Origin of the sequence: Variovorax sp. WS11 (assembly GCF_010499245.1) — a bacterium.
Lineage (GTDB): Bacteria > Pseudomonadota > Gammaproteobacteria > Burkholderiales > Burkholderiaceae_C > Variovorax.
Genome location: NZ_JAAGOW010000001.1, coordinates 1475302 through 1501026 on the forward strand (window position 1 = coordinate 1475302; position 25725 = coordinate 1501026).

General features: G+C 59.9%; 30 protein-coding genes. 9 read left to right on the forward strand and 21 right to left on the reverse strand.

What is annotated here, in order from left to right; all coding sequences use genetic code 11:
• Positions 1–94: 94 nt before the first annotated feature.
• Entirely contained in the window at positions 95–589 is a 495-nt protein-coding gene (locus tag GXN78_RS42155) for an H-NS family nucleoid-associated regulatory protein (RefSeq protein ID WP_106555811.1), read from the forward strand.
• Positions 590–659: 70 nt separating this feature from the next.
• On the opposite strand, the gene GXN78_RS07475 is transcribed toward GXN78_RS42155, so the two are convergent.
• Entirely contained in the window at positions 660–1379 is a 720-nt protein-coding gene (locus GXN78_RS07475) for a hypothetical protein (RefSeq protein WP_106555812.1), read from the reverse strand.
• 5 nt (positions 1380–1384) lie between these two features.
• On the opposite strand from GXN78_RS07475, the gene GXN78_RS07480 reads away from it, so the two are divergent.
• Positions 1385–1651 carry a DUF3606 domain-containing protein gene (locus GXN78_RS07480; RefSeq protein WP_239142636.1) on the forward strand — a complete coding sequence of 89 codons (267 nt, stop codon included), beginning with the start codon at positions 1385–1387 and terminating at the stop codon, positions 1649–1651.
• A gap of 367 nt (positions 1652–2018) precedes the next feature.
• On the opposite strand, the gene GXN78_RS07485 is transcribed toward GXN78_RS07480, so the two are convergent.
• The gene (locus GXN78_RS07485) at positions 2019–2912 is read right to left on the reverse strand and encodes an SOS response-associated peptidase family protein (RefSeq protein WP_239142637.1); all 894 of its coding nucleotides are present in this window, start codon (positions 2910–2912) and stop codon (positions 2019–2021) included.
• A gap of 19 nt (positions 2913–2931) precedes the next feature.
• Between GXN78_RS07485 and GXN78_RS07490 the strand changes: the two genes are divergently transcribed.
• From GXN78_RS07490 to GXN78_RS07500, 3 genes are read left to right on the forward strand one after another with little or no spacing between them, the layout of a single operon-like run.
• Positions 2932–3126, forward strand: a complete 195-nt coding sequence (locus GXN78_RS07490; protein WP_106555814.1) for a hypothetical protein — start codon at positions 2932–2934, stop codon at positions 3124–3126.
• On the forward strand, positions 3123–3335 hold the full coding sequence (locus tag GXN78_RS07495; RefSeq protein WP_106555815.1) for a hypothetical protein: 213 nt from the start codon (positions 3123–3125) through the stop codon (positions 3333–3335). Before GXN78_RS07490 ends, GXN78_RS07495 begins: the two co-directional genes overlap by 4 nt.
• Positions 3332–3562, forward strand: coding sequence for a hypothetical protein (locus GXN78_RS07500; protein WP_106555816.1), 231 nt, complete (start codon positions 3332–3334; stop codon positions 3560–3562). The genes GXN78_RS07495 and GXN78_RS07500 overlap by 4 nt, the downstream gene beginning before the upstream one ends.
• Positions 3563–3718: 156 nt before the next feature.
• Here the strand turns inward: GXN78_RS07500 and GXN78_RS07505 are convergent, their stop codons facing one another.
• The 13 genes from GXN78_RS07505 to GXN78_RS07565 form a co-directional block, all read right to left on the reverse strand.
• Positions 3719–4156: a copper chaperone PCu(A)C gene (locus GXN78_RS07505; RefSeq protein ID WP_106555817.1), complete on the reverse strand. Its 438-nt coding sequence runs from the start codon at positions 4154–4156 to the stop codon at positions 3719–3721.
• Positions 4157–4341: 185 nt separating this feature from the next.
• Positions 4342–4554 carry a hypothetical protein gene (locus tag GXN78_RS07510; RefSeq protein ID WP_106555818.1) on the reverse strand — a complete coding sequence of 71 codons (213 nt, stop codon included), beginning with the start codon at positions 4552–4554 and terminating at the stop codon, positions 4342–4344.
• Positions 4551–5117 carry an SCO family protein gene (locus GXN78_RS07515; RefSeq protein ID WP_106555819.1) on the reverse strand — a complete coding sequence of 189 codons (567 nt, stop codon included), beginning with the start codon at positions 5115–5117 and terminating at the stop codon, positions 4551–4553. The genes GXN78_RS07510 and GXN78_RS07515 overlap by 4 nt, the downstream gene beginning before the upstream one ends.
• An 8-nt stretch (positions 5118–5125) precedes the next feature.
• A complete protein-coding gene (locus GXN78_RS07520; RefSeq protein WP_239142638.1) occupies positions 5126–5902 on the reverse strand; it encodes an ABC transporter ATP-binding protein in 777 nt (258 codons plus the stop codon).
• On the reverse strand, positions 5899–6762 hold the full coding sequence (locus GXN78_RS07525; RefSeq protein ID WP_146163005.1) for an ABC transporter permease: 864 nt from the start codon (positions 6760–6762) through the stop codon (positions 5899–5901). The genes GXN78_RS07520 and GXN78_RS07525 overlap by 4 nt, the downstream gene beginning before the upstream one ends.
• A gap of 25 nt (positions 6763–6787) precedes the next feature.
• The gene (locus tag GXN78_RS07530; RefSeq protein ID WP_106555821.1) at positions 6788–7900 is read right to left on the reverse strand and encodes an ABC transporter substrate-binding protein; all 1113 of its coding nucleotides are present in this window, start codon (positions 7898–7900) and stop codon (positions 6788–6790) included.
• Between the two features lie 1014 nt (positions 7901–8914).
• Positions 8915–9205: a hypothetical protein gene (locus GXN78_RS07535; protein WP_106555823.1), complete on the reverse strand. Its 291-nt coding sequence runs from the start codon at positions 9203–9205 to the stop codon at positions 8915–8917.
• A 67-nt stretch (positions 9206–9272) separates the two neighbouring features.
• Positions 9273–9524: a hypothetical protein gene (locus GXN78_RS07540; RefSeq protein ID WP_106555824.1), complete on the reverse strand. Its 252-nt coding sequence runs from the start codon at positions 9522–9524 to the stop codon at positions 9273–9275.
• A gap of 209 nt (positions 9525–9733) precedes the next feature.
• The gene (locus GXN78_RS07545; RefSeq protein ID WP_106555825.1) at positions 9734–11179 is read right to left on the reverse strand and encodes an NAD-dependent succinate-semialdehyde dehydrogenase; all 1446 of its coding nucleotides are present in this window, start codon (positions 11177–11179) and stop codon (positions 9734–9736) included.
• Between the two features lie 128 nt (positions 11180–11307).
• On the reverse strand, positions 11308–12447 hold the full coding sequence (locus GXN78_RS07550) for an iron-containing alcohol dehydrogenase (protein WP_106555826.1): 1140 nt from the start codon (positions 12445–12447) through the stop codon (positions 11308–11310).
• 120 nt (positions 12448–12567) lie between these two features.
• On the reverse strand, positions 12568–13401 hold the full coding sequence (locus GXN78_RS07555) for an amidohydrolase family protein (protein ID WP_106555827.1): 834 nt from the start codon (positions 13399–13401) through the stop codon (positions 12568–12570).
• A 43-nt stretch (positions 13402–13444) separates the two neighbouring features.
• Positions 13445–14131 carry a fumarate hydratase C-terminal domain-containing protein gene (locus GXN78_RS07560; protein ID WP_106555828.1) on the reverse strand — a complete coding sequence of 229 codons (687 nt, stop codon included), beginning with the start codon at positions 14129–14131 and terminating at the stop codon, positions 13445–13447.
• A complete protein-coding gene (locus GXN78_RS07565) occupies positions 14125–15138 on the reverse strand; it encodes a fumarate hydratase (protein WP_239142639.1) in 1014 nt (337 codons plus the stop codon). The genes GXN78_RS07560 and GXN78_RS07565 overlap by 7 nt, the downstream gene beginning before the upstream one ends.
• Between GXN78_RS07565 and GXN78_RS07570 the strand changes: the two genes are divergently transcribed.
• Positions 15109–16485 (forward strand): IS4 family transposase, encoded by a 1377-nt coding sequence (locus GXN78_RS07570; RefSeq protein WP_106561512.1) that lies wholly within the window; start codon positions 15109–15111, stop codon positions 16483–16485. The genes GXN78_RS07565 and GXN78_RS07570 overlap by 30 nt on opposite strands.
• Here GXN78_RS07570 and GXN78_RS41895 read toward each other — a convergent pair.
• From GXN78_RS41895 to aldA, 5 genes are all read right to left on the reverse strand, one after another.
• The gene (locus GXN78_RS41895; protein WP_275407563.1) at positions 16464–16592 is read right to left on the reverse strand and encodes a hypothetical protein; all 129 of its coding nucleotides are present in this window, start codon (positions 16590–16592) and stop codon (positions 16464–16466) included. The genes GXN78_RS07570 and GXN78_RS41895 overlap by 22 nt on opposite strands.
• 102 nt (positions 16593–16694) lie before the next feature.
• Positions 16695–18212, reverse strand: coding sequence for a CoA-acylating methylmalonate-semialdehyde dehydrogenase (locus GXN78_RS07580; protein ID WP_106555830.1), 1518 nt, complete (start codon positions 18210–18212; stop codon positions 16695–16697).
• A 498-nt stretch (positions 18213–18710) separates the two neighbouring features.
• Positions 18711–19727 (reverse strand): 4-hydroxy-2-oxovalerate aldolase, encoded by a 1017-nt coding sequence (gene dmpG / locus GXN78_RS07585; RefSeq protein ID WP_106555832.1) that lies wholly within the window; start codon positions 19725–19727, stop codon positions 18711–18713.
• Positions 19728–19736: 9 nt separating this feature from the next.
• Positions 19737–20612 carry an acetaldehyde dehydrogenase (acetylating) gene (locus GXN78_RS07590; RefSeq protein WP_275407564.1) on the reverse strand — a complete coding sequence of 292 codons (876 nt, stop codon included), beginning with the start codon at positions 20610–20612 and terminating at the stop codon, positions 19737–19739.
• A 42-nt stretch (positions 20613–20654) separates the two neighbouring features.
• Positions 20655–22091 (reverse strand): aldehyde dehydrogenase, encoded by a 1437-nt coding sequence (gene aldA, locus GXN78_RS07595; protein WP_106555919.1) that lies wholly within the window; start codon positions 22089–22091, stop codon positions 20655–20657.
• A gap of 474 nt (positions 22092–22565) precedes the next feature.
• Here aldA and GXN78_RS07600 point away from each other — a divergent pair, with 474 nt between their 5' ends.
• The 3 genes from GXN78_RS07600 to GXN78_RS07610 are packed head-to-tail and all read left to right on the forward strand — an operon-like array spanning position 22566 to position 25351.
• Positions 22566–23783 (forward strand): aromatic ring-hydroxylating dioxygenase subunit alpha, encoded by a 1218-nt coding sequence (locus GXN78_RS07600; protein ID WP_106555833.1) that lies wholly within the window; start codon positions 22566–22568, stop codon positions 23781–23783.
• A 47-nt stretch (positions 23784–23830) separates the two neighbouring features.
• On the forward strand, positions 23831–24292 hold the full coding sequence (locus tag GXN78_RS07605; RefSeq protein WP_106555834.1) for an aromatic-ring-hydroxylating dioxygenase subunit beta: 462 nt from the start codon (positions 23831–23833) through the stop codon (positions 24290–24292).
• Positions 24293–24310: 18 nt separating this feature from the next.
• On the forward strand, positions 24311–25351 hold the full coding sequence (locus tag GXN78_RS07610) for a 2Fe-2S iron-sulfur cluster binding domain-containing protein (RefSeq protein WP_106555835.1): 1041 nt from the start codon (positions 24311–24313) through the stop codon (positions 25349–25351).
• Positions 25352–25407: 56 nt separating this feature from the next.
• On the opposite strand, the gene GXN78_RS41085 is transcribed toward GXN78_RS07610, so the two are convergent.
• A complete protein-coding gene (locus GXN78_RS41085; protein WP_239142640.1) occupies positions 25408–25722 on the reverse strand; it encodes a hypothetical protein in 315 nt (104 codons plus the stop codon).
• Positions 25723–25725: the final 3 nt, after the last annotated feature.

The following is a 25725-nucleotide window of genomic DNA, read 5'->3' on the forward strand; positions in this document are numbered from 1 at the left end:
CCGGGTCCCGAACCTCCAGATGTCGGACCAGCTTTTGCATCGCTCGCCAATGAGAATACAGTTGGGTCTTCATTACATTTTGGAATTTAGATCAATGACTCAAAGCTACAAGCAGATCCAGAAGCAAATCGAAACTCTTCAGCGCCAGGCTGAGAAGCTTCGCACGCAGGAGAGCGATGGAGTGATAGCACGCATCAAGGTGGCCATTGCACATTACGGGCTCACTGCGGAGCAATTGGGCTTTGGAGCAACGGCCAACGGTGTGAAGACGAAGGCGAAAGCGGGAAAGGCGACTCCCACCCGGTCTGCGAAGTACAGCGACGGCCAGGGCAATTCATGGTCAGGCATGGGAAAGCGCCCGTACTGGCTGCGCGACGCACTCGCTGCCGGCAGGACGCTCGAAGAGTTCGCGACTGGCGTCGCGCCTCCAAAGCCGAAGAGCGCAAAGCTCAAGGCGTCAAAGACGAGAAAGTCTAAAGTCGTCTATCGCGATCAGGCTGGCAATACTTGGTCGGGCATGGGCCCGCGGCCGCGATGGTTGAAAGAGGCGCTGGACGCCGGAAAGACACTTGAGGAGATGGGTGGCTAATCACGGCTGGAGCTCAGGCGCACCGATGTGGGTATTGCAGCGGAATCCGCCATTGGCTTCGCAATGCCGCCTAAGGGCCGATCGATATGTCCCTGCTTGTCGGCCCGTGCTTAAGGCGTTGCGCGGGCATCGCGCCCTTCCTCGTCATCTTCACCCAGTCGCGGGTCCGCGCGCCGGGCGTGTAGACGCTGTTCTTCCTCTTCGCGACCAGACCTTCTAGCTCGAAGGGCACCACCGCGTCGCGGACGATGATGTTAATGTCGTGCGCCTCGTTGTCGAAATGGTTGACGTAGATCACGCTGGGCATAGGGTCCTTGAGCAGCTTGGCCAAGCGCGCCTTTCGTTCGACAAGCGGAAGCTCTGTGAGGTCTGCCAACCCGTCAATCAAGAGGTCGAAGGTGCAATAGACCACCGAGTCCGCACCCTCGTACCAGCCTCGACGTAGCGCGCGAATCTGAAGTCGAGCGAAGTCGCTGCGCCCCATCTCGTTAAGCACGCATACTTGGCCGTCGGTGACGTAGGGACCGCCCTTGATGGCTGCCAGCGCCCCAGCAATCTCGGGGTACCACTTGGTGGCGTCGGCGCCCTCCCCGGTACGTAGCTCGCACTTCCCATCGCCGAACTCCGCCATCAGGCGCGAGCCGTCGAACTTGATCTCGTAGATCCAGCCTGGCTCCTCAACGTCCAAAGGTCGCTCGTCTAGCAGCATGGGCTTTAATTCTTTGAGGTTGGGCATGCCCCCACGGTCGCCGTGGCACGGGAAATTTTCTGTCAGCAGAAGACGCAACATGGCGCATGCCTTCACGGGTCGACAGGTTCAACGTCATTCAACGCCTTGCCGCTGCAGAGCGGGGGGCCAATCCGTATCCGTCGATCCTGGAGTCAAATATGGCAGGCGACCCAAAGGAGACCGGCGCCGACCGGAGGCTGCTTTCGTTCGAGCAAGACCGCGAAGTGCGCGACTGGACCAAGAGCCTTGGCTGCACGGAAGAGCAGCTACGCGCGGCGGTGAGGACCCTTGGCAACTCGGCCGAGAAGGTCCGTGAGTACCTGAAGAAGTGAAGCAGCCATGCCCGTTTATGCGTCGGGCGATCCGAAGAAAGCGCTGGACAACGGGCGGCTACGACGCCTCGTCCGGTAAGACTCGCAGGTTGGCGTCGTCAGGCACTGAGGCCCAACCCGCACAACACGCCAGGATGGCCGCCTCTTCCGCCACATCGAAGGCGTCGGCAGCAGCAAATTCAATCGGAGACGGCTGCCCACCGTCGGGGTAGCCCAGGGCCGCCCACCCATCCCGCTTGAACAGCGCCTCGGCAGCCTGCAGCGGTGTCACACCCACCCTCGCCAGGACCGCGTACGCCGCAGCGAGGCCTCGGGCGATTTCTGCCGGACTGGCTCCTGGCACGTGCAACGTCATCGTCATGAGGGATCAGAAAAGTGAAGTCTGGGCAGGTGGCACCTTCGGCTGCGCGCGCTCGGGCTTGGGCTTCGGGACCTTCGGCGGCAGCGGCTCGGGCGTCATCACCAGGCGTTCCGCCGGGAACTGGTTCAGAAAGTCGCGCGAGCGCTCTACCGGCGCATCGAGCCATTCCTCATACTGCGCCTCGGGCAGGATCACCACCATGCGCTTGTCCTGCTGCTCGGGACGGCGCTGCGGATCCGGCCGGTGCATTTCCTTGAACAGCGGATGCGTGTCCGCATTGATCGTGAGCATCGTGAAGCTCAGTTCCCAGAGGCTGGTCTGCGGGTTCTTCCAGGGCGCCCAAAGGCCTGCGACGCCGAGCGTCTCGTCATTGGCCGCGGTGAACCGGGTGGGGATGTTGCTCCCGGTTCGCCAGTCGGGCTCGTAGATGGCCTCGCACGGCACGATACAGTGCCGCGCCTGGGACCATGCTTGCTTGAAGCTGGCGAGCTGCTCCACGGTCTCGCTCCGGGCGTTGTACGTGTTCTTGCCATAGCCGGCGTCCTTAGCGAATCCGGGGAGCAAGCCAAAGTGGCCCTCCACAATCTCGAAATCCGGCACCGCGTCGTCGCCTGAATCGCGCTCGGGCGGGCGGCGGATGAATGGCGCCATCTGCGTCGGGTAGATGTGCAGCCCTCCAGGCGGCGGCTCCCAGTCGGGCGGGAGCTTGAGCCCGAACCGCTTCTCAAGCTGTTTGCGGCGCTTCTCCGCCTGATAGTGGCTGCAAATGGCCGTCTCCGAACTGGTAGCAGATTCGTCGGATTCTGCGACAGTTGAGGCTGTATATTTATACAGTATGAGAGTCAGAGTTTCGCAGAGACGGATTGGAGGCCGATCCCTCACGTGGAACCAGAAGCCCAAGGAGTATCAGGGCACGCTCTTGAGCATGCGCAAGACCGCGGAAGACCGGATGGTGGTGGTCCTGTTTCTGAGCGGCACGGAAAACGAGAGCGGCCCGCATCTCTATGAGCCGCGGGTGACCTCGGTGCTGGGCGATGAGATCCGCGTCGTCGGACTAGAGAAGCACGAGCAAGCCTGGGTGTTGCAGGAATGGCAGATGAAGATCCTGAGATGAACGATGTCTTAGCGAAGTTGGCGAACGACCCGTGGTTCAGGTGGCAGCACGCCTTCTTGGCCGAGTGGTGCAGGTTGGCGGAAGGCTTAGCCGACCCTCACCAGGTCTTGGATCTGGCTGAAGAGGTCTATCGCCGGAACGTGAACCGTGATCCGGTTGGGGTGGCTCGGGAAGCGTGGGACGACGAAGGCAATATCGGCGAAGCATGAACCCACTCGAACCCACCCAAGAACTTTTCCCCCGCAGCCCAACGCTATTGCGCATGCCATCCTGGTTGGGCCTGGGCATCCATGAGGAGCGAGAGCTGCCACTGGACCTTGGCGACTACAAGGTGACGCCGGGCGAGCGGTGGACTGTGACGTCACTCAAGAACGGCGAGATCGTCTACAGCGGGATCGGGCCTGTCGAAGTCGTTCGTTCGCCAGCCCCTTCCTGACGACGCGCCCATACAGGGACAAGATGACCACAACTTTAGAAAACCTAGGACCATCGAAACGTTTCCCAAACTCTTCGACCCGCGTATGGCGATGAATGGTCGCGCTCTCGCCGCCCTGATTCAGAGTCACCCTTTCCAAAGGAATGGCGGAATCGACTAGTGTTTGTGGTGCTGGACCTTATCCGCTGACCCGGATGCGGAGGGCGTGACGGCGAAATGAACTTCAACGGGCCCAGCCCTCTCGAAATAAAGCGTGGCTGGAAACTTGTCACCGGCCACAAGTGGCTTTTGTAGTTTGTGAAGCATCAAGTGATAACCAGAATCCCTCCCCAGGTTCGTGTTTGCGCCTCCTTCAACTGAGATAAAGCCAACTTCGCGCATCTTCATCACGCCGTTGCTCGTAGTCTCGTGCTGGTGCAAGAGCACCTGCGATGCAATCGGCGAAGTGGCTCGGATGAGCCGGTCCTGCTCTGGACGAGCGTTCTCGATACGCACGATGAACGCGGCCCCACTGGTGGCTCCTGGAGGGGAAACAGCAGCAAACGGGTGAACTATTTTGAGAGCCCCGGCGGAATATTCGTGCGCGTGGACCATGAGTGGACCTACACAGCATGCGACGGCAACTAGAAGTCGCCTAGTGGCGATACCAACGGTTGAGACGGGGTTCATAGTGTGAGTCCGATTCAGGTGCCGAAGAAGAGAAGCGGTATCAATTTCCAGGAACTGAGCCGCCCGATGTAGTTGACTACGGAGCAAATCGACACGCCTCTCAAGACGCATCACGCGAACAGCGCAACGACCGAAGCAAGCAGCACGGCGGCAACTAGCCCCCAGACGAGAAAAACGCGGCTGCCGCGGTAGAACGCATCGACTTCGCTCTTGGGAATAGCTATCGGACCAAAGCAGTTACCCACGATCACCCACTCCTCCTCATTCCTGATGGGCGCCCTGGAAACACTCCGGCTCTCAAGAGCCGCCTTGTTCTTATTCATAAGAGCTGTGCGATGTCGGAAGCGAGCTTCTTTGGATCTGCCGAACGTGCGAAAACCCGTGCCTTTCCGTTTCTGTCGAGCACATACACGCCGACCGAATGATCAATCGAATAAGTGCCCTTCGTAGTGCCGAGCACACGTTGGAATATCACTCGAAACTCCCCCGCCGCTAGGTTGGTCTCTGCATCGGAACCTCGCAGAGCAACAAAAGACGAATTGAACGAAGGTGCGTACTTCGACAGAATCTGCGGAGTGTCCCGCTGGGGATCGAGCGTGACGAAAAGTACCTGCACGTTCTTGCTCTGCTCACCTAAAAGGCTCATTGTTTCAGCCAGAGCCTGCAGAGTTGTCGGGCACACGTCCGGGCATTGTGTGAAGCCAAACGTAACCACAACGACCTTGCCGCGATAGTCATTGAGAGAACGCTTTACGCCTTGCGCGTCCGAAAGCGACAACTTCGTACAGCAGCGTGCCTCCGACAGGTCAACGTTTGCAAAGCCGGCTGACACGGAGATTGCGGACAATGACAGCAACAGCCCAATTAGTCTCAAGAGCAGCTTCATCGCGACTCCTAATGGGCACCCGTCACTGGGTCCAGCAACATATTCAGCAGCTTAGTCCGCATGTCGTTGAACCCCTTAGAAGCAATATCCCTCGGAAACGGCAGGTCTACGTCTACGATCTCCTGGATGGCCCCCGGCTTTGCCTTCATCACGACGACCCGCTGCGACAAGTAAACCGCCTCCTCCACCGAGTGCGTAATAAAGAGCACCGACTTGCGCGTTTCCATCCAGATCCGTGACAGCTCGAACTGCATGGTGAGCCGAGTCTGAGCATCAAGCGCACCAAATGGCTCGTCCATAAGAAGCATCTTGGGATTGTTAGCTAGCACGGTCGCAATCGCAACGCGCTGTCGCATGCCACCAGACAACTCCCAGGGTAGAGAGTTCTCGAAGCCATTGAGGCCAATCATCATCACAAACTTCGAAACCGTCGAGATGATCTCAGCCTTTGGTAAGCCTCGGATCTCAAGTCCAAAGCCGATGTTTTCGCTGACTGTGCGCCAAGGAAACAACGCGTACTCCTGGAACACCAGCCCGCGCTCCGCGGCAGGTCCGTTGACCTGTCGTCCATCAAGCTCGATACGACCCTGTTCACAGGGCTCCAATCCTGCAACCATCCGAAGAATGGTCGACTTGCCGCAACCGCTGCGGCCAATAATCGAGACAAACTCGTGCTCACCGATGCTCAGGTCCACCTCCCCCACCGCAACATGCCGCTGGCCCGAGGCCGCAGTGAAGGTCTTACCAAGACCACGAATTGACAAGTAATCTGAGTTGGACATCATGAAACCACCATTGCCGCGCGCCAGCGCATGAATCTCGCTTCGATCGAACGTAACACCAGATCTCCGCCGAAACCGATCAGGCCAATCATTAGCATCCCGGCGAGCACCATGTCCGTTGCGAAGACCCAGCGCGCGGTCATGATGAGGTATCCCAGACCGCTCTTCGCGGCAATCATCTCTGCGGCGACGACCGACATCCAACCGATGCCGAATCCGACCCGCATGCCTGTGATCACCGATGGGAACGCTTCGTAAACGATGACTTTCCGCAGGATCTGACCTCTGCTTGCGCCAAGCACCAAGGCGAATTCTGTGAGGCGGCGCGAAGCGCCACGAACCCCCTGCTGTGTGTTGAGCACAATTGGGAAAAGTGTTCCGATAAAGATGATGAAGATGGTCGGCTTCATTCCAAGTCCGAACCAAAGAATGGCGAGTGGGATCCATGCGATCGGTGGTATCGGCCGCAACGTTGAGATGATGGGGTCCAAGTTGCTGTTGGCGGTCTTGAAGTAGCCCATCGCGAATCCCAGTGGAATCCCAATCAACACTGCAAAGCCAAAGCCAGCTCCCACGCGCACCAAGCTGCTCCCAGCTTGGTAGAAGAGAATCGGCACATCACCGGGGCCGCCGTAGGGGCCTGCGCCCGGTAGGGTAAACAGCCCCCTCAAGAATGTTTCGACAACCGTGGAGAAGGCTGGAAGGGCCGTCCCGGTCGCGCCGAAATATGCGCCAAGTTCCCAGATAACAATGAGCGGAATCACTACCAGGAAACGACGCCTGGCCAGGGCAGTTGCTGCGTTTGCAATTCCCGACCGCTTTGACGAAGCCGCCGCCGGGATTCGGAGTTCTGATGTATTCACGTTGGTGTTCCGATGGGTAGATTCATCAGCCTTCGCGGCGCTTCATTTCTTCCAGGACTTTGATCTCATTGTCGAGATCTGCGAGCCATTGCTTCTCATCGGTTTCGACCAAAACTTCACGCAACGGCCGCAGGTCAACGATGTCGTTCATCTTTGCCTTCTTCGGAATGAAGCCAAACTCCACCATCTTGTCCCGCCACTTCGTTAAAGAGTCGATGCTTGGAACTGGCGTGATATGCATGTGGCTAAGTGCTAGCTTTGTCGCCTCAAGCGGTGCGCCCTCCATTTTCGAGATAATCTCCGCGGACTTGGCGGATTCGGCAATCATCGTCCGGCTTGCCTTGACATGGACGTGGAGCAGCTTCTTGAGCACCCGCGGCTTTGACGTCGCCAGCGCCGACTTCACGATAACAACGACGCATTGAGTATTTGGGCCATGCCAAAGGGTGCCGTTCGCGTCGCTTGCCACTAGCTGAGACCCCTTGATCGTTGTTAGCGCGACCTGGGGCCATTCCGGGCAGTTCATAAGGGCATCGACTGAACCCTTCGCAAGCGCATTGATGGCATCCGCAGACGGCAGAGTCACTAGATTGAAGTCCTTGTCTGGATCTAGCCCATGCTCTCTGGCAGTGACGCGCAACTGCATGTCAGGTAGAGAGCCACGGCCCAGTGTGGAAACGGTCTTGCCGCGCAGGTCCTTGACTGATTTGATGGGTGAACTGCCCAACGTCACGAGACCCATGCCACGCATATGGCCTCCCGTGTAGATCTTTACTGGCATGCCGCGCGTAATGGCAGCGATCGCAGGCGTGACGCCCAGGTAGCTTGAATCAAGGGCCCCTGCGGAAAGAGCCTCGATCGCTTCCGCTCCTGCGTTGAACATCTCATTGCGCACCATCAGCTGCTGCCAGGCGCCATGGCCTGCTCCGTCACCCACGAAGGACTGCCCTGTGCACGCGAGCCGAAGCCAGCCAACCCCGATACTGTCTTGAAGCGCGCCTGACGTACCCTGCGCCATCAAGCCCATTGGAATGGCACCAAGCGACACCCCGGCGCCCATGATTTTGCTCATCGTCCTTACAAAGTGCCGCCTGCCGGCGTCTTCGATTGCACTGCGCGCCGATTGCGTGGATTTCATGATGTCTCTCTTTCATGGGTTATTAGGGAAGCGCACTCCAGACTCACCGTGGACCGAGCCACACGTCGAGCCTTCATCTCGGGCGGCCGCTATGACAAGCGACGCTCTTTACGGCTGGTCTAGGGTCGTCATCGAACCCTCGGTGACTTGGCATCTTGATGCGCATCGGCGGTCGAGCATCCAGTCTGGATGTGATATCTCGAGGACGTCGCCGTTGATGAGATCCGGTAGTACGTTGTCACCGCGCATACTCCTGAGATTCGGTAGTTCAAGCCGCGTGATCGCGGCGTCTGCGAAGCTCAACGCAATGTGCATGCCAGTGCACGCCCTCCTGACCCAATCAATGAAAACGCGCCGGAAAGGCAGTTTCCTCAGCCTTGGAGGGCCCGACTGTTCGGGCAGGTGTTTCCAAACGACACGTTTCATGGCCCACATGTGGTTCGAAGTGAAACAGTGCCCGACGTTTCACCTGTTGGCTGAATGTGCGACCACGCGTCTTTCCCACTAGAAGCAAGTTTTGGCCCAGACGTTAGGGTTTGCACTTAGAGCTTCAAGGGCCGTTATGGCCGGGACGGGCTGGTTGAAAGCACGCGCTCGAGAGTCCGCACGTCGGGCAGGTAGCCGCACATGTTCAGGCCAGATGCGGCCTCCCTACTTCCGCAGGCGCCCGCGAAGAGGTCATGGCGAGCCGCCGCGAACGGCTCCGCGGGGGTGACCCGGACCAGCCGCTGATATTCGCTCGCTTGACGAGCGTGAGGCGTGTCCGCTGAAGCGACCGACCTGTTCCTACTCGACTTCGCTTCGCAGAACACAGCGCTTCCGTCGGCAGGCATTCAGTCGAGCAGGCCATCGCAATCAACGGCTAGCGGTGCGCATTGCGTGCGCTCCGCCGCCCGAGCGCTACAGGCGGCGTATCGCGGCTTGAACGTGCGGCAGATGTGTCAGGCTCGGCCGCGGTATTCGAGAAACATGCCGCAGCGGCCGCGAGCCGTCGGGACTCACGACGCAATGCGGCTACAGCCCATGAACAATAAAGCCGCCCTTCGAGGACGGTATAAATACGATCGCCTCGCCAACTCCGTTGAATCGATACTCTTTCCCGTCGATCACAACCGACTTTATGTTTGTCCAGATCCGGTACTCGTAGCCATCCACGGCAGGCGTCGTCCTCAGAACCTTGAAAACCGGCGATACCTCCACGGTGAATTTGATGTTGGCTGTGGCACTGCTTGTTCCCCCGCCAGACTCCGCCGCGCAGGGAAACGCCATTGCCAGGAGGAGCACGAGGGAGGCCAGCTTCTTCACGCGTCGCGATACTGAGTTTGCTTTGAGCCGTTCAACCCACGTCTTTAACGCCGCTACTTCAAACCGTTTAGGCTCTACGAAGCTGCTCTCGAAACGTATCCAAGCCAGGCCGCAAGCCCAGCAATTCGACGCAGCGCTCCCGCAGCAACTCGGAGTCACTCTTCAGGGCACGCTGCAGGCACTCTTCGATGTAAATCCTGTCGCTCTGCAGACGCGACAAATCGACCCACCAGCCCACGCCGGCCATGAGCCATTTAAAGTCGACAAGATCGAGGAAGAAGTCGTTCCGTTCCTTGCCTTTGGTGAATATAGTAGTCATGTATTTCCACCTCCTACCGAGATCGTTGTGACGAACACTCGGTGTCAGCCGGTATGCGCATACGCGCGCCGCTTCAGCCTTACCATCTCGACAACGATTGAGCAGATCTCGGGCTTTAACATGCAGGCTTTCTGACGATATCCATCGGCTAATCATCGGCGGAAGCGGCCGCGTCAATGTAGCGGCGCCGCTCCGGCCGGCGGTCAAGCCTATGCACTCATGATCGTCACCGCCTTAGTCACCAAGTACGGCTCCATAGCCTCGGGCCCACCTTCAGAGCCGTAGCCCGAATCCTTTACACCGCCGAAAGGCATCTCGGGCGTGGGCGTGGCCGGCTGGTTGATCCAGAGCATGCCTACCTCTAGCTGCTGCGACAAAAGGTGCACGTTCTTGACCGACTGGGTGAAGGCAAACCCTGCCAACCCATACGGCAGGCGATTTGCCTCCGCGACCGCTTCCCCGAGCGTGTCGAAGCCACGAATGGCAACGATTGGGCCGAAGGGCTCGTTGTTGAACACATCGGCTTGCAGCGACACATTCGTCAGCACCGTCGGTGCGAAGAAGTTGCCGTCGGTGCCGATACGCTCGCCACCGGTCGCCACGGTCGCGCCAGAGGCACGTGCGTCCTCGAGCAACTTGGCCATCGCGCTCAGCCGCCGCGGGTTAGCAAGTGGGCCGAGCGTGGTTCCCTCGCTTAGGCCGTCCCCAATCTTTAGGCTCTCAGCATGCTTCACCATTGCACGCGCGAACTCGTCGCGGATGCTGTTGTGCACCAAGAACCGGGTCGGCGAAATGCAGACCTGCCCGGCATTGCGGAACTTAGCGCCGCCAGACGCCTTCACCGCCAGTTCCACGTCCGCGTCCTCGGCCACGATCACGGGCGCATGTCCGCCCAGCTCCATGGTGGCCCGCTTCATATGCGCGCCGGCCAGCGAGGCCAGTTGCTTGCCCACAGGGGTCGAGCCGGTAAAGGTAACCTTCCGGATGATCGGGTGTGGGATCAAATAGTTGGAGATCTCTGCCGGATTGCCGAACACGAGACCGATCGTGCCGGCGGGCACGCCGGCATCCACGAACGCCTGCAGCAGCGCCGCTGGCGAGGCAGGCGTTTCCTCGGGCGCCTTCACGAGGAACGAGCAGCCGCTAGCCAGCGCTGCGGCGAGCTTGCGCACGATCTGGGTGATCGGGAAATTCCATGGAGTGAAAGCGGCCACCGGGCCCAACGGCTCCTTCAGGACCAGTTGTTGCGCCGCCAGGTTGCGTGACGGCACGATGCGGCCATAGACACGACGGCCCTCGTCGGCAAACCATTCGATGATGTCGGCGCCGGCCAGCACCTCGACCCGGGCTTCAGCGAAAGGCTTGCCCTGTTCCAGCGTCAGCATGCGAGCGATGTCGGCGGCGCGCTCGCGCACCAGCGCGGCGGCACGTCGCATGGTCGTCGCGCGTTCGATGGCCGGCACCTTGCGCCACGCCTCGAAGCCGCGCTGCGCCGCGGCTAGCGCGCGGTCAAGGTCAGGGATGCCGGCGTGGGCAACCTTTCCGATCGCCTTGCCCGTCGCCGGATTGACCACGTCGATGGTCTTGCCGCTCAGCGCATCGGACCATTCGTTGGCGATTAGCAGGCGGGTGTCGGGATAGGTGTTCGTAGTCATGTCATTTCCTTGGAAGATTGAATAGTTCTCGGCATACCTGGAGCGCTGCCAGCCGACGAGGTACTAGATCGATGGCGTCTTTTCATCGGCTTGTCTTTCGGCGGTGCGTTTTCTGAGGCCAGCGAGACCTACATCGATAAACGCAGCATTGCCTCATAGTCGCCTGGGCTTGCTTCGCGCGGGTTGGTCTTATGGCAGTGGTCTTTGAGTGCACGTTCGATAATCTGCGGAAAAATGTCGGGGGAAACATCAATCGCAGTCAGGCCGCTCGGCAATCCGAGCCGTTGGTTCATCGCAGTCACAGCGGGCGCCACGTCGTCGGCGCCGCCCAGGCCCATGGCATGCGCCATCCGCGCCAGGCGCTCATCCTTGCGCATCGAGGGTGCCTCGGCATTGAAGCGGATGACGGCGGGCAGCAGGATCGCGTTGAGCGTTCCGTGGTGCAAGCGGGGAATGAGACCGCCCAGCGCATGGCTCAGACTGTGCACGCAGCCAAGGCCTTTTTGGAACGCGAGCGCGCCCTGCATCGAGGCACTCATCATGTTCAGGCGAGCCTCTCTGTCACTCGGAGTGCGCGTCGCAGTCTCGATGTGCTTCCAAGCCCTGCGCAGCCCATCGAGCGCGATGCCGTCAGCCGGCGGATTGAACGCCGGCGCCATGAATGTCTCCATGCAGTGCGCGATGGCGTCCATGCCGGTGGCCGCGGTCAGCATGGGGGGCAGGCCGAGCGTGAGCTCGGGATCGCATATGGCAACGCGCGGCACGGTAAATGGAGAGATCACGCCGACCTTTCGGCCGTCGTCCAGGATCAGGACCGCGCCGCGGCCAACCTCGCTGCCGGTGCCGGCGGTGGTGGGCACGGCGATCACAGGAGCCGTCGCTGCGGTTATGCGCGCCATGCCGCCTTCGATCGCGGCGAAAGACACTAGCGGTCCTTTGTGCGTGGCGCAAACGGCGACGCCCTTAGCCAGGTCAATCGGAGAACCGCCCCCGACAGCGACGATGCCGTCGCACTGGTTCTCGACATAGAGGGCGAGAGCGGCGCGCACCGCGCGCTCGGTGGGGTTCGATGGCGTGGCATCAAACACAATGAAGTCGCGTCCGGCTCCAAGATGAGCGGTCACGCGGTCAAGCACGCCTGCGGCGCGGACGCCGACGTCGGTGACGATCAGCGGGCGGCGAATGCCGATGCGATCGCACTCCTGTGCAAGCAGTTGTACTGCGCCGAAGTCGATCTGGATCTGGGTGATGTAGTTGATGAGGGCCATGGGGTTGTTTAGTCTCAGTTGATTGTGTGGTCTTAGGTCCAGGAAGCGCCAACATGACGCCTTGCTTCTCGATGTTGCTGAAGCCGTGTGCGTACCGGTTTACTTTTGAACTCCGAATCGTCAGATGTCGAGCAACTGCCTGGCGTTCTCGCCCATTACCTTGGCCAGGTTCTCGGGCTTGATGGGCAGGGTCTCAAACCAATCCTTGTAGGCCTTGACAGGGCAGAACGGGAATGAGCTTGCATAAAGCATCCGATCGGAGAGAAACGTGTCGGCCGCGGTGACGTACTGTTCCCAACCTGGCATCCGCGAGAAGTACATATCAGGCGACAAGTACAGGTTGGTACGGCGAAAGGCGATGTGGAGGATCTCGGTGACCCATGGCCAGCCACCATGTGCGACGACAACCTTGAGGTTTGGAAAGTCTGCAAGGACACGGTCCGTACGGATGGGATCGGAATAGCTCAAGTCCGGCCCCGCGGTCCCGCCCACCATCATGATCACGGGGACCTGACGGTCTTCGCAATGGGCGTAGATGGGATAGAGCCGCCGGTCGTCTGCATACATCGGAATAGGATATGAACCAGGTTCGATGTTGATCAGCTTAAAGCCCGCTTCCAGCGCTTCGTCGATCGTCTTACAGGCACCGATTCTCGACGTCGGGTCGATGGATGCCGCTCCAATAAATCGGTTGGGGTGCTCCTGGACGATCCTCCGCACGTGCTCATTCGGAACGCTGCCCAAGGTTCCGGCGAGACGCCCCACGACCACCCCGCGATCGACCTTGGATTGGTCCATCTCCTGAAGGAGCAGTTCCATGGATTGCTTCTGCGCGGCAATCGACGGTTCGAAGCCGACGGCTCTAGTGAAGCCATCGCGGCGCTCCCCCGCGGAGTACATAAGGGTCTCGCGAAATCCGCCCACCGGCGGACGGATCCGAAAATCAATGATCATGCTGTGAGTTCCGAGATTGCTGAAGTGCGTCGTACGGAGCCGTCTACATCACTTCATTGCGGCGGTCATCCGTCTCGCCATATCGATGAAGCGCTGGCGGTTTGAGACCGGCATACAGCTTCTCGATTCCGGCGTTGATTACCTCGCCGTGCTGCGCGAACAACGAGTTGCCCTGAAGGTCGCTCTCGACGATGAACGGCCCAAAGTTCTCGACTTCGAACAACCACATCGCTTGTGCAATGCCAAGCTCATCCAGCCAGAAGACGTCACGTACTCGCTTGATTCCACGGCCCAGCAACGCACCCGTTCCGTATCCTACGGTGGTGAGATAGATGGCCCCGCCCGGCGCCAGGATCTTCTTGTAGTCCTCAGCAGGCATCCCGCCCTTGCCGATCAGGATACGCGCGCCTGTGCGCTCGAGCCAACCCGGAATCCACTTCGAGAAGCGGAAGCTTGCGGTGGCGGTCACAGCACCGACGTTGTAGCCTCCCTGGTCGTTTGGTGCGGCCGCTGGAGAACAATGGAAGTTGACGTTGCTTATGGATCTCAGATCCAGCGGAAGAGGAACGTCGTTCTCAAGCACCTTTTTGTAAACACCTTCACGCGCCGTGTAGACCACGCCGTTGAGGTAGACCGCGGAACCAAGCTCGAGCTTCGAGATGTCTTCCGTTGTCGCGGGCAGGTTGAGATGAAACACCTTGATTTCATCAGTTTCGTTGTTGTCTACCATTCGACTGTCTCCCGACGCATATAGGGTGTGAACCACAGAGGATCGGTGCGGTACTCGATCTTGCCGTTCGGATGGATGCGCGCCGTGGCCCGGCGCGACGACAGGCAGAACGTATGAATACTGATCGGCATGCCCCCGGTGTGGGTGTAGCCGACCTCGATGTGGCAGTCGACCACCATGGAGGAGCCAACGAAACCCATGGCGCCCATGCCAATCGAGTTTCCAAGTTTCTTCAACTCAAGCTCCAACTCGGCAATCTTCGGATCTGGGTTCCGGTCGCCAACTATGCGCAGGCAGGCGGCTTGCTTGCCCAGCTGCATGCAAGTGTCCTTGGATCCTCCGAGACCGATGCCGACTATCGCTGGCTGACAGGCAAGGCCGCGTTTACCGAAGGCGATCAGCGTGTCGAGCACAAAGCGCTTTATGCCGTCGATACCATCTCCTGGAAACAGCATGCGGTAGTCGGTGCCAAACAATCCACCTTTGTGGACAGTGGTGATGTCGATCCAGTCGGCATCGGGCTCGAATGAATACTCGATCTCGGGCGCGTTGATGCCCACATTGTTGTTGTGGTCCGTGCGCCAAAGAGGATGAACCCGATTCGGACGCAATGGGACAAGTTGGGTCGCGTCGGACGTTGCTTTTCGCAGGGCGTGTTCAACGGCGACGAATCCCGATTCGACCGAGGCATCGTTGCCGACCTTGACGTAGTAGCGGGGCAGGCCGGTATCTGCGCACATTGGGCGTCGGTCTTCATCGGCGGCCTCCCAGTTGTCCTGCATCGCATGGATGACGAAGCGCGGCAGCTTGCCTGTCTCCGTCTTCTGGGCTTCCTTAATGCGAATGGCACTTACTTTGGGCCGCTGAGCCGTCGGCGAGGCGTAAGTGCTTGATTGCAAAGGGAGGGTGGCTGACCCTGGATCGATAGGATGGTTGGTTACGAAGCATCCAAACCATCTCACCAAAGGCCAGCCAGCATGGATCGTAAAGCCCGAAGCGATTTGCATCAACGCCGCAGAGGCATTCAACGGCGGGCACGCACGACCGAGGCGGTGGAGTTCTTCAACATCCTGACGAGCCCGCAGTTGCTCGAGACGACCGAAGCGCTGCTGCCCGAGCATCGCGAGCGGCTGTATCCGCCGACGGTGACGCTGTCGATGTTCATGCGCCAGACGCTGGAGGCCGATGGCTCATGCCAGAAGGCGGTCAATGGCTGGGCGGCGCAGCGCGCGGCCGACGGGTTGAGCGCGTGCAGCGTTCGCACGGGCGCGTATTGCAAGGCTCGCCAGCGCTTGCCCTTGGAGATGGTCACGGCGCTCACACAGCAAACGGGGCGCGAGCTGAGCGCAAAGGCGTTGGCGCCCTGGAAGTGGCGAGGCCGCGCGGTCAAGTTGGTGGACGGCACGGGCCTGTCGATGCCCGACACGCCCGAGAACCAGGCGGTGTATCCGCAGCCCAGCACGCAGGCACCGGGCGTGGGCTTCCCGCTGGCGCGGCTGGTGGCGGTGATCTGCCTGGCCACTGGAGCAGCCCTGGACGCGGCGATTGGCCCGTACAGCGGCAAGGGCAGCGGAGAACTCGCGCTGGTGCGCCGCCTGCTCGAAGGCTTTGGCGCGGGCGATGTGATGCTCGCCGACGCGCTGTACTGCAACTACTTCCTGATCGCCGCGCTGCTGGACAAGGGCGTGGACGTCGTGTTCGAGCAGCACGGAGCGCGGATCACGGACTTCCGCCGCGGCCAGCAGTTGGGCACGCGCGATCACATCGTGTGCTGGCCCAGGCCGGCGCGTCCCGAGTGGATGACACACGAGCAGTACGCGCGCGTGCCCGAGGACATCATGCTGCGCGAAGCCAAGGTGGGCCACCAGGTGCTGGTCACCACGCTGCTGGAGCCTCGAGAGGTGAGCAAGAGTGATCTGTCGGCGCTCTACGCACGCCGCTGGAACGTCGAGCTGGACCTGCGAAACCTCAAGACCACCACGGGCATGGAGGTGCTGAGCTGCCAGACGCCGCAGATGAACGAGAAACAGATGTGGGTGCACCTGCTGGCCTACAACGTGATCCGGCTGCTGATGGCGCAGGCCGCTTGCAAGGCCGGCGTCGATCCGCGCGGCCTGAGCTTCAAACACACGGTGCAACTATGGACGGAGTGGACCACGCGCGGACTATGCGCCGCGAAGGACAACCAGCGGCTGTTCGCATTGATCGCTCAATCCAAAGTCGGCCACCGCCCAGGGCGCATCGAGCCGCGAATGCGAAAGCGACGGCCCAAACCGTACCCATGGCTGAAGACGCCGCGCGAGCAGGCCCGTCGACATGTGCAGCGACACGGTCACGCGTGCAGGCCAAAGTAAGTGCCATTCTCCTTAATGCCATTCTTGTAGTCGACTGGAATCTCGATCGCAGCTCGCTTCATGATTTCCAGTGCGGCTTCGCTTACCTTCTGGATGGGTATCTTCATCGTGAGGATCCTTGTGCTCGTTTGTTCTGCGGGCCGGCTTGGCCGGCGATGAGAGGAGTTCTCGGTCAATCTGGTCGTTTAGAGGTTCGATTACACGCTGCCCTACTTCGCCGTCGGCATCACGAATTCGGCGCCCTTGGGCGTGCTCTCGGGCCAGCGCTGCATGATCGACTTCTGCTTGGTGTAGAAGCGCACGCCCTCTTCGCCGTAGGCGTGCATGTCGCCGAACAGGCTCTTCTTCCAGCCGCCGAAGCCGTGCCAGGCCATCGGCACAGGGATCGGCACGTTGATGCCCACCATGCCGACCTGCACGCGGCGCGAGAACTCGCGCGCCACGTTGCCGTCGCGCGTGAAGCAGGCCACGCCATTGCCGAACTCGTGCGCGTTGACCAGCTCCACCGCTTCCTTGAGGTCGGGCACGCGCACGCAGGAGAGCACCGGGCCGAAGATCTCTTCCTTGTAGATGCGCATCTCGGGCGTGACGTGGTCGAACAGTGTGCCGCCCATCCAGAAGCCGCCGGTGCAGCCGTCGCCCACCTGACTGGCATCGAAGCGGCGGCCGTCGACCAGCAGCTTCGCGCCTTCCTTCTCGCCCTGCGCGATGTAGCCGGTGATGCGCTCGTGCGCCGCGCGCGTGACGATCGGGCCCATCTCGGCCGCGAGGTTTTCGCCGTCGAGCACCTTGAGCGTCTTCGCGCGTTCGATCAGCTTCGGCATGATCTTGTCGGCCGCGTCGCCCACCAGCACCGCCACGCTGATCGCCATGCAGCGCTCGCCGGCGGAGCCGTAGCCGGCGCCGATCAGCGCGTCCACCGTCTGGTCGATGTCGGCATCGGGCATCACCACCATGTGGTTCTTGGCGCCGCCCAGCGCCTGCACCCGCTTGCCGTGGCGCGCACCGGTCTCGTAGATGTAGTTGGCGATCGGCGTCGAGCCGACGAAGCTGATGGCCTTGACGTCGGGATGCTCGATCAGCGCGTCGACCGCTTCCTTGTCGCCCTGCACGACGTTGAACACGCCATCGGGCAGGCCTGCCTCCTTCAGCAGCTCCGCCATGCGCAGCGAGGGGCTCGGATCGGTCGGGCTGGGCTTGAGCACGAAGGTATTGCCGGCCGCGATGGCGACCGGGAACATCCACATCGGCACCATCACCGGGAAGTTGAAGGGCGTGATGCCGGCCACCACGCCGAGCGGCTGGCGCAAGGTCCAGTTGTCGATGCCGGTGGAGACCTGGTCGGTGTAGTCGCCCTTGAGCAGCTGCGGGATGCCGCAGGCGAACTCGACGATGTCGATGCCGCGCGCGACCTCGCCCTGCGCGTCAGTGAAGACCTTGCCGTGCTCGGCGGTGATCAGGTGGGCGAGCTCGTCCCTGTGTTTGTTCAGCAGCCCCCAATACTTAAACATCACCCGGGCGCGGCGGATTGGCGGCGTATCCGCCCAACCTGGAAACGCGGCCTGCGCAGCGGCTACCGCTTCGCACACCTCGGCGGCGCTTGCCAGCCCGACCGCGCCGGTCACCATGCCCGCGGCTGGGTTGGTCACGTCCTGCGCACGGCCAGAGGTGTTGGCGACAATGTGGCCGTTAATGAAGTGGCCGATTGGTGTTTTGGTTACTTGCATAGCGATCTGGTGGGTGTCTAAAGTGGCTTGCTTGCGGGGAACATGGCGCATCTCGCCTCGCGCCGCTCTGGGGTGAATGGTTCTGAATAGTGGAACAGCTTGCCGACAGCGTTTCGACGAAACGGATTCGAATGGGTGTTGAACTGGCAGCTACAACTTCGATGCAGGCCCATCAAAGATCAAGCCGAACTCCGCCGTGCAGGCAACAAACTGGAAGTTCTCAAGAAGCTGAGAGCGATGCAGCACCCCCCAGCTCTTCAATCTGTCAGACAAGGAGAAGGCGATACGAAATATGAGGAGTGCCATATCTATTCCCCTAAGCAGCCAGATATGGCGACGCGCGGACCCTTCGACCGGGATGGACGAGAAGAAGACTCTGGTGACTTGCGAAACGCTTGGCCTCTGGAGAGCCAAGACAAATATGCGTCCGACTGGGTGCGCCGGGCGGGAAAGGACCCCAGCAGGGAACCCGGTGAGCGAAGGCCAACGCGTCCATAGCTACGCCGCCTTTCTCGACAACAGCGCCAGACGCTGCGCTTCCTCGACAACGACGTCCTCTTGAGCAGCGACGACCTTGCGTTCCCCCAGGCGCAACACCAGTTCCCGCGGGTCGCAGCCGTACTGCTCTGCAGCATGCTTGACCGGATAGGCGTAGCCACCATAGACATTCGCATATCCCATAAGCAGCGAATTGTTGTCGATGACCGGCATAGGCTGAGGCGCCACTTGATGGGCAAAGACGTCTGCAGCGTCCATGATCCCGAATATGTCAGCGTTGACCTTGTGTCCCGCACGCTTGAGCGCCGTGATGGCAACTTCGGTCTGGGCGTTGCCTGCGCCACCGCCAAAACCCTTCAGGCTTCCGTCGATGAATGTCGCGCCTTCGTCCACTGCAGCCAGGATATTTCCTATCGCAAGGCCGAGGTTGTTGTGCGGGTGGAATCCGATCGGGACCTGAATCGCATTTCGAACGGCGCTGACTCTTTGCGCTACCTCCTTCGGCACAAGATGGCCTTGCGACTCCGCAAGGTTCACGTAGTCGGCACCATAGGACTCCAGTTTGCGCGCCTCCTCTGCAAGCTTCTCCGGCGAGGCCATGCCCGCAGAGATGAGGTAGCCGACTGTGAACATACCGAGATCTTTGGCCCTCTTGATATGCTGTTCAGTAACATCGGCTTCGGTGCAGTGCGTCGCAATGCGGGCCACTTTTACGCCGACTTCTGCAGCCATCTCGAGATCCGCGAACAAGCCAAAGCCAGGCAGCATCAGTATGGCCACTTTTGCACGACGCGCACTGCGACATGCGGCCTCGAGCAGTTGGCGATCGGTCGCAGGAGCCTTCCCGACGTGAAGGGAACTCCCCCCGAGACCGTCCCCATGCCCCACCTCAATGATGTCAACGCCCGCCGCGTCGAGCGCCGCGGCAGTCGCCTCAACAATCTGCGGAGTGAATTGATGCCGGAACGTATGATTGCCATCGCGCAACGTAACATCGACGAAAGTGATACTTGTCATCGCGAATTCCTAGTTGATCGTTGCGCTGTAGTGTTCCGCGACAGCCACGGCCGCGGCATTGATGATGTCCAGATTGCCTGAGTAAGTCGGCAGGAAGTCACCCGCACCCTCAACCTCGACGCCAATCATGAAGTGATCGCCGCGATCGAAAGGTTCGACAGTCAATCGATACCCGGGTACATAGGCCTGCACTTGGCGAACCATGTCGAACACAGACTTTCTGACGGCCTCCGGTTCGGCGGCTCTTTCCAGCACGGTGTAGACAGTGTTCCTCATGATCACCGGCGGATCGGCAGGATTGATGACAACCAACGCCTTGCCTCGTGTTGCGCCACCGACCTGAGACAAGGCACGCTGCGTGGTCAACGTAAACTCTTCGATGTTCTGTCGCGTGCCGGGGCCGATGCTGCGGCTGGAGACTGTCGCAACGATCTCCGCGTACTTCACCCCTGCTACCCGGGAAACGGCGAAAACAATAGGAACCGTTGCCTGTGCAGCGCATGAGATCAAGTTCACGTTCATCGCGTCAAACCCGTCTGACATATTGACGCACGGTACGACGCTCGGGCCCATCTTTGCCGGTGTGAGATCGATCGCGAAGATCCCGGCTTCCGCAAAACGAGGAGCATTCCCCTTGTGTGCGCGCGCCGATGTCGCGTCGAAGACGATGCGAACTCCCTTCTCCTCGAGAACAGCTTCAGCACCGTCTGTCGAAGTTCGGTGTCCGAGTTCCCGGGCTCGAGCAAGGCCTTCGGAGGAGGGATCGATTCCCGCCACCAATCGCAAGTCGAACATCGGGTTGCGGCGGATCTTGTACATCAGGTCCGAACCAATGTTTCCCGATCCGAGGATCGCGACCGGAATTGGCGTGTGCATGCTATTCATCGAGGCATCCTCTTCGTGGTATGGGCGTCGGTTGCTTCGCCATTACTTGGTTTGCAGGTAGACCGCTTGCGTTTCCATGTACTCGTAGAGACCGTGTTTGCCGTCTGCGCCGCCGATGCCTGACTTTCGCCGTCCTGCATGGAAGCCTTGCATCGCTTCAAAATGCTCCCGATTCACGTACGTTTCGCCGAACTTCAGCTCACGGCAAGCATGCATTGCGGCGTTCAGGTCGTTGGTGAAGATCGACGACGTGAGGCCATACTCGGAGTCATTGGCGTACTTCACCGCCTCATCCAACGAATCGACCGTCTGAATGGGAAGCACCGGGCCGAACGTTTCCGTCCGCATGATGTCCATCTCATGGCTGCAATCGGCAAGCACGGTGGGCTCGTAGTGATGGCCCACGTCACGATCTGCAGCCCTGCCACCCAAGACTACCTGCGCACCTTGCTTGCGCGCCTGCTCGACAGCAGAGGACACCTTTGAAAGCTGCGCCGCGCTGATCAGGGGGCCCATGGACACGGAACGGTCCGCGAGCGGATCGCCGTACGTGGTCGCCTTCATCAAAGCGACGACCTTGTCCGTGAACGCGCCAGCGACCGAGCGCTCTACGTATACGCGTTCGGCGCAGTTGCAGACCTGACCGGTGTTAAGGATGCGCGATTGATACACCGCGTTGGCGGCGAGATCCAGGTCCGCACTCGCCAGCACGATGGCCGGCGCCTTGCCGCCGAGCTCCAGATTGACACGGGTGAGGTTCTCGGCCGCGGCTCGCATGATGTGGACACCGGTTCCGACACTGCCGGTGAAAGAAACCAGGTCAACGCCGCGGTGACCAGCCAGGGCCGCGCCAGTTTCCCGCCCTCCTCCGATCAGGTTGAACACACCCGGCGGGAGATCACACTCCGCGACAAGTTGGGCGAATTCGAAGGCGTTAAGCGGCGTCTCTTCGCTGGGCTTGATCACAATCGTGTTCCCGGTCACGAGCGCCGGCGCGAGCTTGCGGGCGATCAAGAAGAAGGGGAAATTCCACGGCAGGATGCCGGCCACAACGCCGATCGGCTTGCGCAACAACAGGATCGTTTCATTCGGCCTATCGCTGGTTATGACCTCGCCTTCGATCCGGCGAGCCCATTCGGCCATGTAGTCAATGTAGTCGGCGGTGAAATCGACTTCGACCTGCGCCAGACCGAGAACCTTGCCTTGCTCCCGGGTGATCAGTTCAGCGAGACGATCCCTATGCTCGCGAACTTTCTTTGAAATCTGACGAAGGTAGTTAGCCCGCTGGATTGCGGGCAGCCGTTCCCATCCCAGCTGCGCTTCCCGTGCGGAGGCAACAGCGGCGTCCACCTCTGCAATGTCCGAACTTGGCACACGAGCAAGCGTCTCGTTCGTCGACGGATTGAGTACCGATAGGCTGGATGCCGAGGTCGAGCTTGCAAACTCGCCATTGATGAAATTCCTATATTCCTTCGTCACCACATGCTCCTTTTGGTATGAATAGTCAGGCGCACCGTCTCCTAGTGCCTGGTGATGCGTGGCGTCCAATGCGGTGGGCGCATTTCAACCACGATCCAACTGCGTCAAATCGCTGTTAGTGATCGGGCTACCGCAAAGTGCGTGCCACAAGCTTTCAGAGGAACCATCTAAGCGCTTGAGACGCGATTCCTCTGGGGCTCGAGAGCGCCAACCGCTCCGTTGGGACCTAGCCCGCGTTTTTGTCCGGGCCAGGTGTTTACCAACGCCACACCTTCTGCGAATACAGGTGTTTCCTAATGACCCAGGCACAGCTCTGCTGCTGGCGTCACCCTGGGATCTCACCCGGGAAACCCCTCGCTATAGCCCGAATTGAAGCCGTTCTATTAGGGTTTGTACGAAGACAGCACGCGCAGGCATGGAACGTGCGGAAATGGGCAAAGCAGCCTACCTGTCGACCCCACTTAAGGAGAAAAGATGTCGCGCAATAGCTTGGAATGGACCCGGCGGCCGGAACTTCCCACGTCGCAGTATGTGGATCCAAGGATCTACACGGACGAAGGCATATTCAAAGAAGAGCAGTCGAACATTTTCGATAAGAGCTGGCTGATTGCATGTCACGAAAGCGAACTGCCTGAGCCGTACGACTATCGGCTCTTCGACCATCCTGGCGGTCACAACATCATCATCGTGCGTGACGAGGACCAGAAAATTCACGCGTTCAATAACATTTGCCCCCACCGCAGTAATCTTTTGCTACACGAGGCCTCTGGCTCTATCCGCGGCGCCAGCGCCTCGGGCGGCCCCAAGCGGATCACCTGCATCTTCCACGCCTGGTCTTTCGATGCGAAGGGGAACTGTATCGATATCCCGCGGGAAAAAGAGGGTTATCAGGACCGAGTTTCCAAATGCGACTACGGCCTGCGCGAGTACCGTTCCGAGGTGGCGCACGGCGGCTTTGTCTGGGTCAACGTGGACGACACAGCTTCGTCCCTAAGCGACTTTCTCCATGGCGCGCTCGATCCACTCGCGGACATGCTGGCCGAGCCCCTTGAGGTATTCCACTACCACCGAGCCATTGTTGAGGGCAACTTCAAACTGTGGCACGACACGAACCTGGAGCTGTACCACGACTACATGCACTACCACAATCGTGTGACCGGCATGCTCCAGCCCGGCTACTTCGACCGAGAGTTCAAGACGTTTCAAGGCGGCCACGCTCAGGTTACGGACATGACGCTGAAATATGACGCGATGAAGGGGCATGAGACCCAAAAGCTTGGCTGGCCTGGCCTCGGCCCAAATCGTTGGGCCTTGATCGATCTGTTCCCCGGTGCGACCTTCAACATTCGTGCGCCTGCGTTTCGATTGGACACCGTGCTTCCACTCGGCCCGAACAAGCTGTGCATCGAGTACCGCGGGCTGGGTTTGAAGTCGGACACGCCAGACGAACGAGCCGAACGGGTTCGGATGCACAACTCCATCTGGGGTCCGTTCGGTCGCAATCTGCCAGAAGACTTAATGGGCGCATACGGCCAGGGGCGAGCGCTATCAGACCGCACTGAAGCGCCGGTGATTCTTCACGCTCGCGTCGAGAACAACAAGATCCATGACGAAGTCGGCATGCGCCACTTCTACAAAGAGTGGAGCGAGCGCATGGGTCGCAAGTCCTCCGATCCTTTCAACGAGTTGTGATCTCGCACTATTAAGTTCAACCAGCAGCGCTGATCGGAAAGACAGAAATGGAAACGGAACACGCCATTCGTGAATTGATCGCCAAGTCGTGCATGACGCTTGAGCGAGATGACTACAAGGGTTATCTGGAGCTGTGCGGCGAAAGCTTTCGCTATCGCATCACTGCCTACAGCCCGGAAATTCGCAAGGACATGACCTGGCTCGAAAAGAACAAGCGGGGAATGAAGGATCTGCTTGATCTTCTTCCTAAACAGAACATGGATCGAACACCATTGACTCGCCACTTTTCGATCTTTTTGGTCGAACAGAGGGCTGCAGACGCCTGGAGAGTGGGCTCCAATCTCCAGGTATTCCGAACCGAATCGCAAGGCGGAACGACTTCGCTTGTGGCCATCGGAAAGTACATCGATGAAATCGGTTTGCAGGAAAACGGCAGGTTCGCTCTGATAGACCGCGAGGTGCGGCTTGATACCCGCATGCTCGGCAAGGGCTACCACGTCCCCTTCTGAGCCTGATTCCATAGCATCATGAAGATCACAGTCCACTCCCGGGATGCTCGGCACGAGTTCAGCGCCGAAGCCAACAAAAGCTTGCTGGTGGCAGGGCTGGGCGGAGGCGTTTCACTCCCATACGCATGCGCGAGCGGAACATGCGGCACCTGCAAGGCGCGCGTGAGAAGCGGATCCGTCGAAGACTTGTGGCCGACAGCTCCCGGAAAGAAGGGGTTTCGCGATCAAGACCAGATCCTGCTATGCCAATGCGCGCCGCGGAGCGACTGCGTGCTCGAAGTAGCGGAGACCGTCCACAACGCCGTACCGGAATCAGTTCAACCGTTCGTAGCCCGCGGGATCATTGCTCGGTGGGAGCTTCTCACGCATGACGTGGCTTCCTGGGATATCTTGCTCGATTCTCCGATGAACTACGAGGCAGGACAGTTCGTTCTTGTCAGCATCCCGGGACTCGACGGTTACCGCGCATACTCAATCGTAAACTTCGAGCGCGACTCGCGACGGATAGAGCTTCTCATCAAGAAGAAGCCCGATGGCGCGCTTTCTGCAGCACTCTTCGGCAACGATCCCGTAGGGACGTCAGTAAGCGTCGTCGGACCATTGGGACAAGCCGTCTTTGCCCCGGCAGAACAGAAGAACCTGCTGTGCATTTCAGGCGGAAGTGGAGTGGCTGGGATGATGTCCATGCTTTCGAGAGCGTCGTCACTTTCGTACTTCCTAGGGAGAAGTGGACACTTCTTCTTCGGCGTCCGCTCAACGCGTGATGCATTCTTCTTGGAGCGTCTCGCCGAACTTGGGCGGGCTTCTGGAACCGCACTTGAGATCGTGATCTGCCTCTCTGACGAAGCCGTGCCTGGCGAGCTCGTCGAGCACCATCCGGAGCTTTCTTTCGAACAGGGGTGTGTGCACGAAGTCGCCCTGAAGCGGATGGCGGGCAGGCTCAGCGAAGTCCATGCGTTCCTCGCGGGCCCTCCTCCGGCCGTCGATGCGGCGATGCGCGGTCTGATTCTTCAGGGGAAGCTCAGTCCAAAGAGCATCTCGTTCGACAAGTTCAACTGAAGGTATCAGAAATGGCTCGCCAATTCGTCTGCAATCGCCAGGACCTCGAGCCTGGCTCAATGTCCGGCTTCGATCTGCCCGGGGGCGCGCGCATCGTACTGCTGCGCGTCGAGGACCGCTACCACGCGTGTAATCGAGTCTGTCCACACCAGGAGGTGGATCTTGACGAAGGGATGTTCGACGGGGAGGTCCTGACGTGCCATCAGCACTTGTGGCAATGGAAGGTAGAAACCGGTGAAGCCGTCGGGCTCGCCGAATGCCCACTCACAATCTACAAAGTCGAAATCGAGGGAGAGTCGATCTTCGTTGACCCAGAAAAGAAACCGTAGCAACGGTAGGTTCCAGCGGCGCGGTGCATCCGGACGCGCCATCCC

Excerpts from the sequence above, each read along its gene's own strand:
- GXN78_RS07590 (WP_275407564.1), bottom strand. The coding sequence starts at position 20,612 with ATGAATAGCATGCACACGCCAATTCCGGTCGCGATCCTCGGATCGGGA.
- GXN78_RS07505 (WP_106555817.1), bottom strand. The coding sequence starts at position 4,156 with ATGGTCCACGCGCACGAATATTCCGCCGGGGCTCTCAAAATAGTTCAC.
- GXN78_RS42155 (WP_106555811.1), top strand. The coding sequence starts at position 95 with ATGACTCAAAGCTACAAGCAGATCCAGAAGCAAATCGAAACTCTTCAG.
- GXN78_RS07510 (WP_106555818.1), bottom strand. The coding sequence starts at position 4,554 with ATGAATAAGAACAAGGCGGCTCTTGAGAGCCGGAGTGTTTCCAGGGCG.
- GXN78_RS07520 (WP_239142638.1), bottom strand. The coding sequence starts at position 5,902 with ATGATGTCCAACTCAGATTACTTGTCAATTCGTGGTCTTGGTAAGACC.
- GXN78_RS07600 (WP_106555833.1), top strand. The coding sequence starts at position 22,566 with ATGTCGCGCAATAGCTTGGAATGGACCCGGCGGCCGGAACTTCCCACG.
- GXN78_RS41085 (WP_239142640.1), bottom strand. The coding sequence starts at position 25,722 with ATGGCGCGTCCGGATGCACCGCGCCGCTGGAACCTACCGTTGCTACGG.
- GXN78_RS07495 (WP_106555815.1), top strand. The coding sequence starts at position 3,123 with ATGAACGATGTCTTAGCGAAGTTGGCGAACGACCCGTGGTTCAGGTGG.
- GXN78_RS07570 (WP_106561512.1), top strand. The coding sequence starts at position 15,109 with ATGGATCGTAAAGCCCGAAGCGATTTGCATCAACGCCGCAGAGGCATT.
- GXN78_RS07565 (WP_239142639.1), bottom strand. The coding sequence starts at position 15,138 with ATGCAAATCGCTTCGGGCTTTACGATCCATGCTGGCTGGCCTTTGGTG.
- GXN78_RS07475 (WP_106555812.1), bottom strand. The coding sequence starts at position 1,379 with ATGTTGCGTCTTCTGCTGACAGAAAATTTCCCGTGCCACGGCGACCGT.
- GXN78_RS07530 (WP_106555821.1), bottom strand. The coding sequence starts at position 7,900 with ATGAAATCCACGCAATCGGCGCGCAGTGCAATCGAAGACGCCGGCAGG.
- GXN78_RS07515 (WP_106555819.1), bottom strand. The coding sequence starts at position 5,117 with ATGAAGCTGCTCTTGAGACTAATTGGGCTGTTGCTGTCATTGTCCGCA.
- GXN78_RS41895 (WP_275407563.1), bottom strand. The coding sequence starts at position 16,592 with ATGAAGATACCCATCCAGAAGGTAAGCGAAGCCGCACTGGAAATCATG.
- GXN78_RS07555 (WP_106555827.1), bottom strand. The coding sequence starts at position 13,401 with ATGATCATTGATTTTCGGATCCGTCCGCCGGTGGGCGGATTTCGCGAG.
- GXN78_RS07560 (WP_106555828.1), bottom strand. The coding sequence starts at position 14,131 with ATGGTAGACAACAACGAAACTGATGAAATCAAGGTGTTTCATCTCAAC.
- dmpG (WP_106555832.1), bottom strand. The coding sequence starts at position 19,727 with ATGACAAGTATCACTTTCGTCGATGTTACGTTGCGCGATGGCAATCAT.
- GXN78_RS07610 (WP_106555835.1), top strand. The coding sequence starts at position 24,311 with ATGAAGATCACAGTCCACTCCCGGGATGCTCGGCACGAGTTCAGCGCC.
- GXN78_RS07500 (WP_106555816.1), top strand. The coding sequence starts at position 3,332 with ATGAACCCACTCGAACCCACCCAAGAACTTTTCCCCCGCAGCCCAACG.
- GXN78_RS07480 (WP_239142636.1), top strand. The coding sequence starts at position 1,385 with ATGCCTTCACGGGTCGACAGGTTCAACGTCATTCAACGCCTTGCCGCT.
- GXN78_RS07550 (WP_106555826.1), bottom strand. The coding sequence starts at position 12,447 with ATGGCCCTCATCAACTACATCACCCAGATCCAGATCGACTTCGGCGCA.
- GXN78_RS07605 (WP_106555834.1), top strand. The coding sequence starts at position 23,831 with ATGGAAACGGAACACGCCATTCGTGAATTGATCGCCAAGTCGTGCATG.
- GXN78_RS07545 (WP_106555825.1), bottom strand. The coding sequence starts at position 11,179 with ATGACTACGAACACCTATCCCGACACCCGCCTGCTAATCGCCAACGAA.
- GXN78_RS07540 (WP_106555824.1), bottom strand. The coding sequence starts at position 9,524 with ATGACTACTATATTCACCAAAGGCAAGGAACGGAACGACTTCTTCCTC.
- GXN78_RS07580 (WP_106555830.1), bottom strand. The coding sequence starts at position 18,212 with ATGCAAGTAACCAAAACACCAATCGGCCACTTCATTAACGGCCACATT.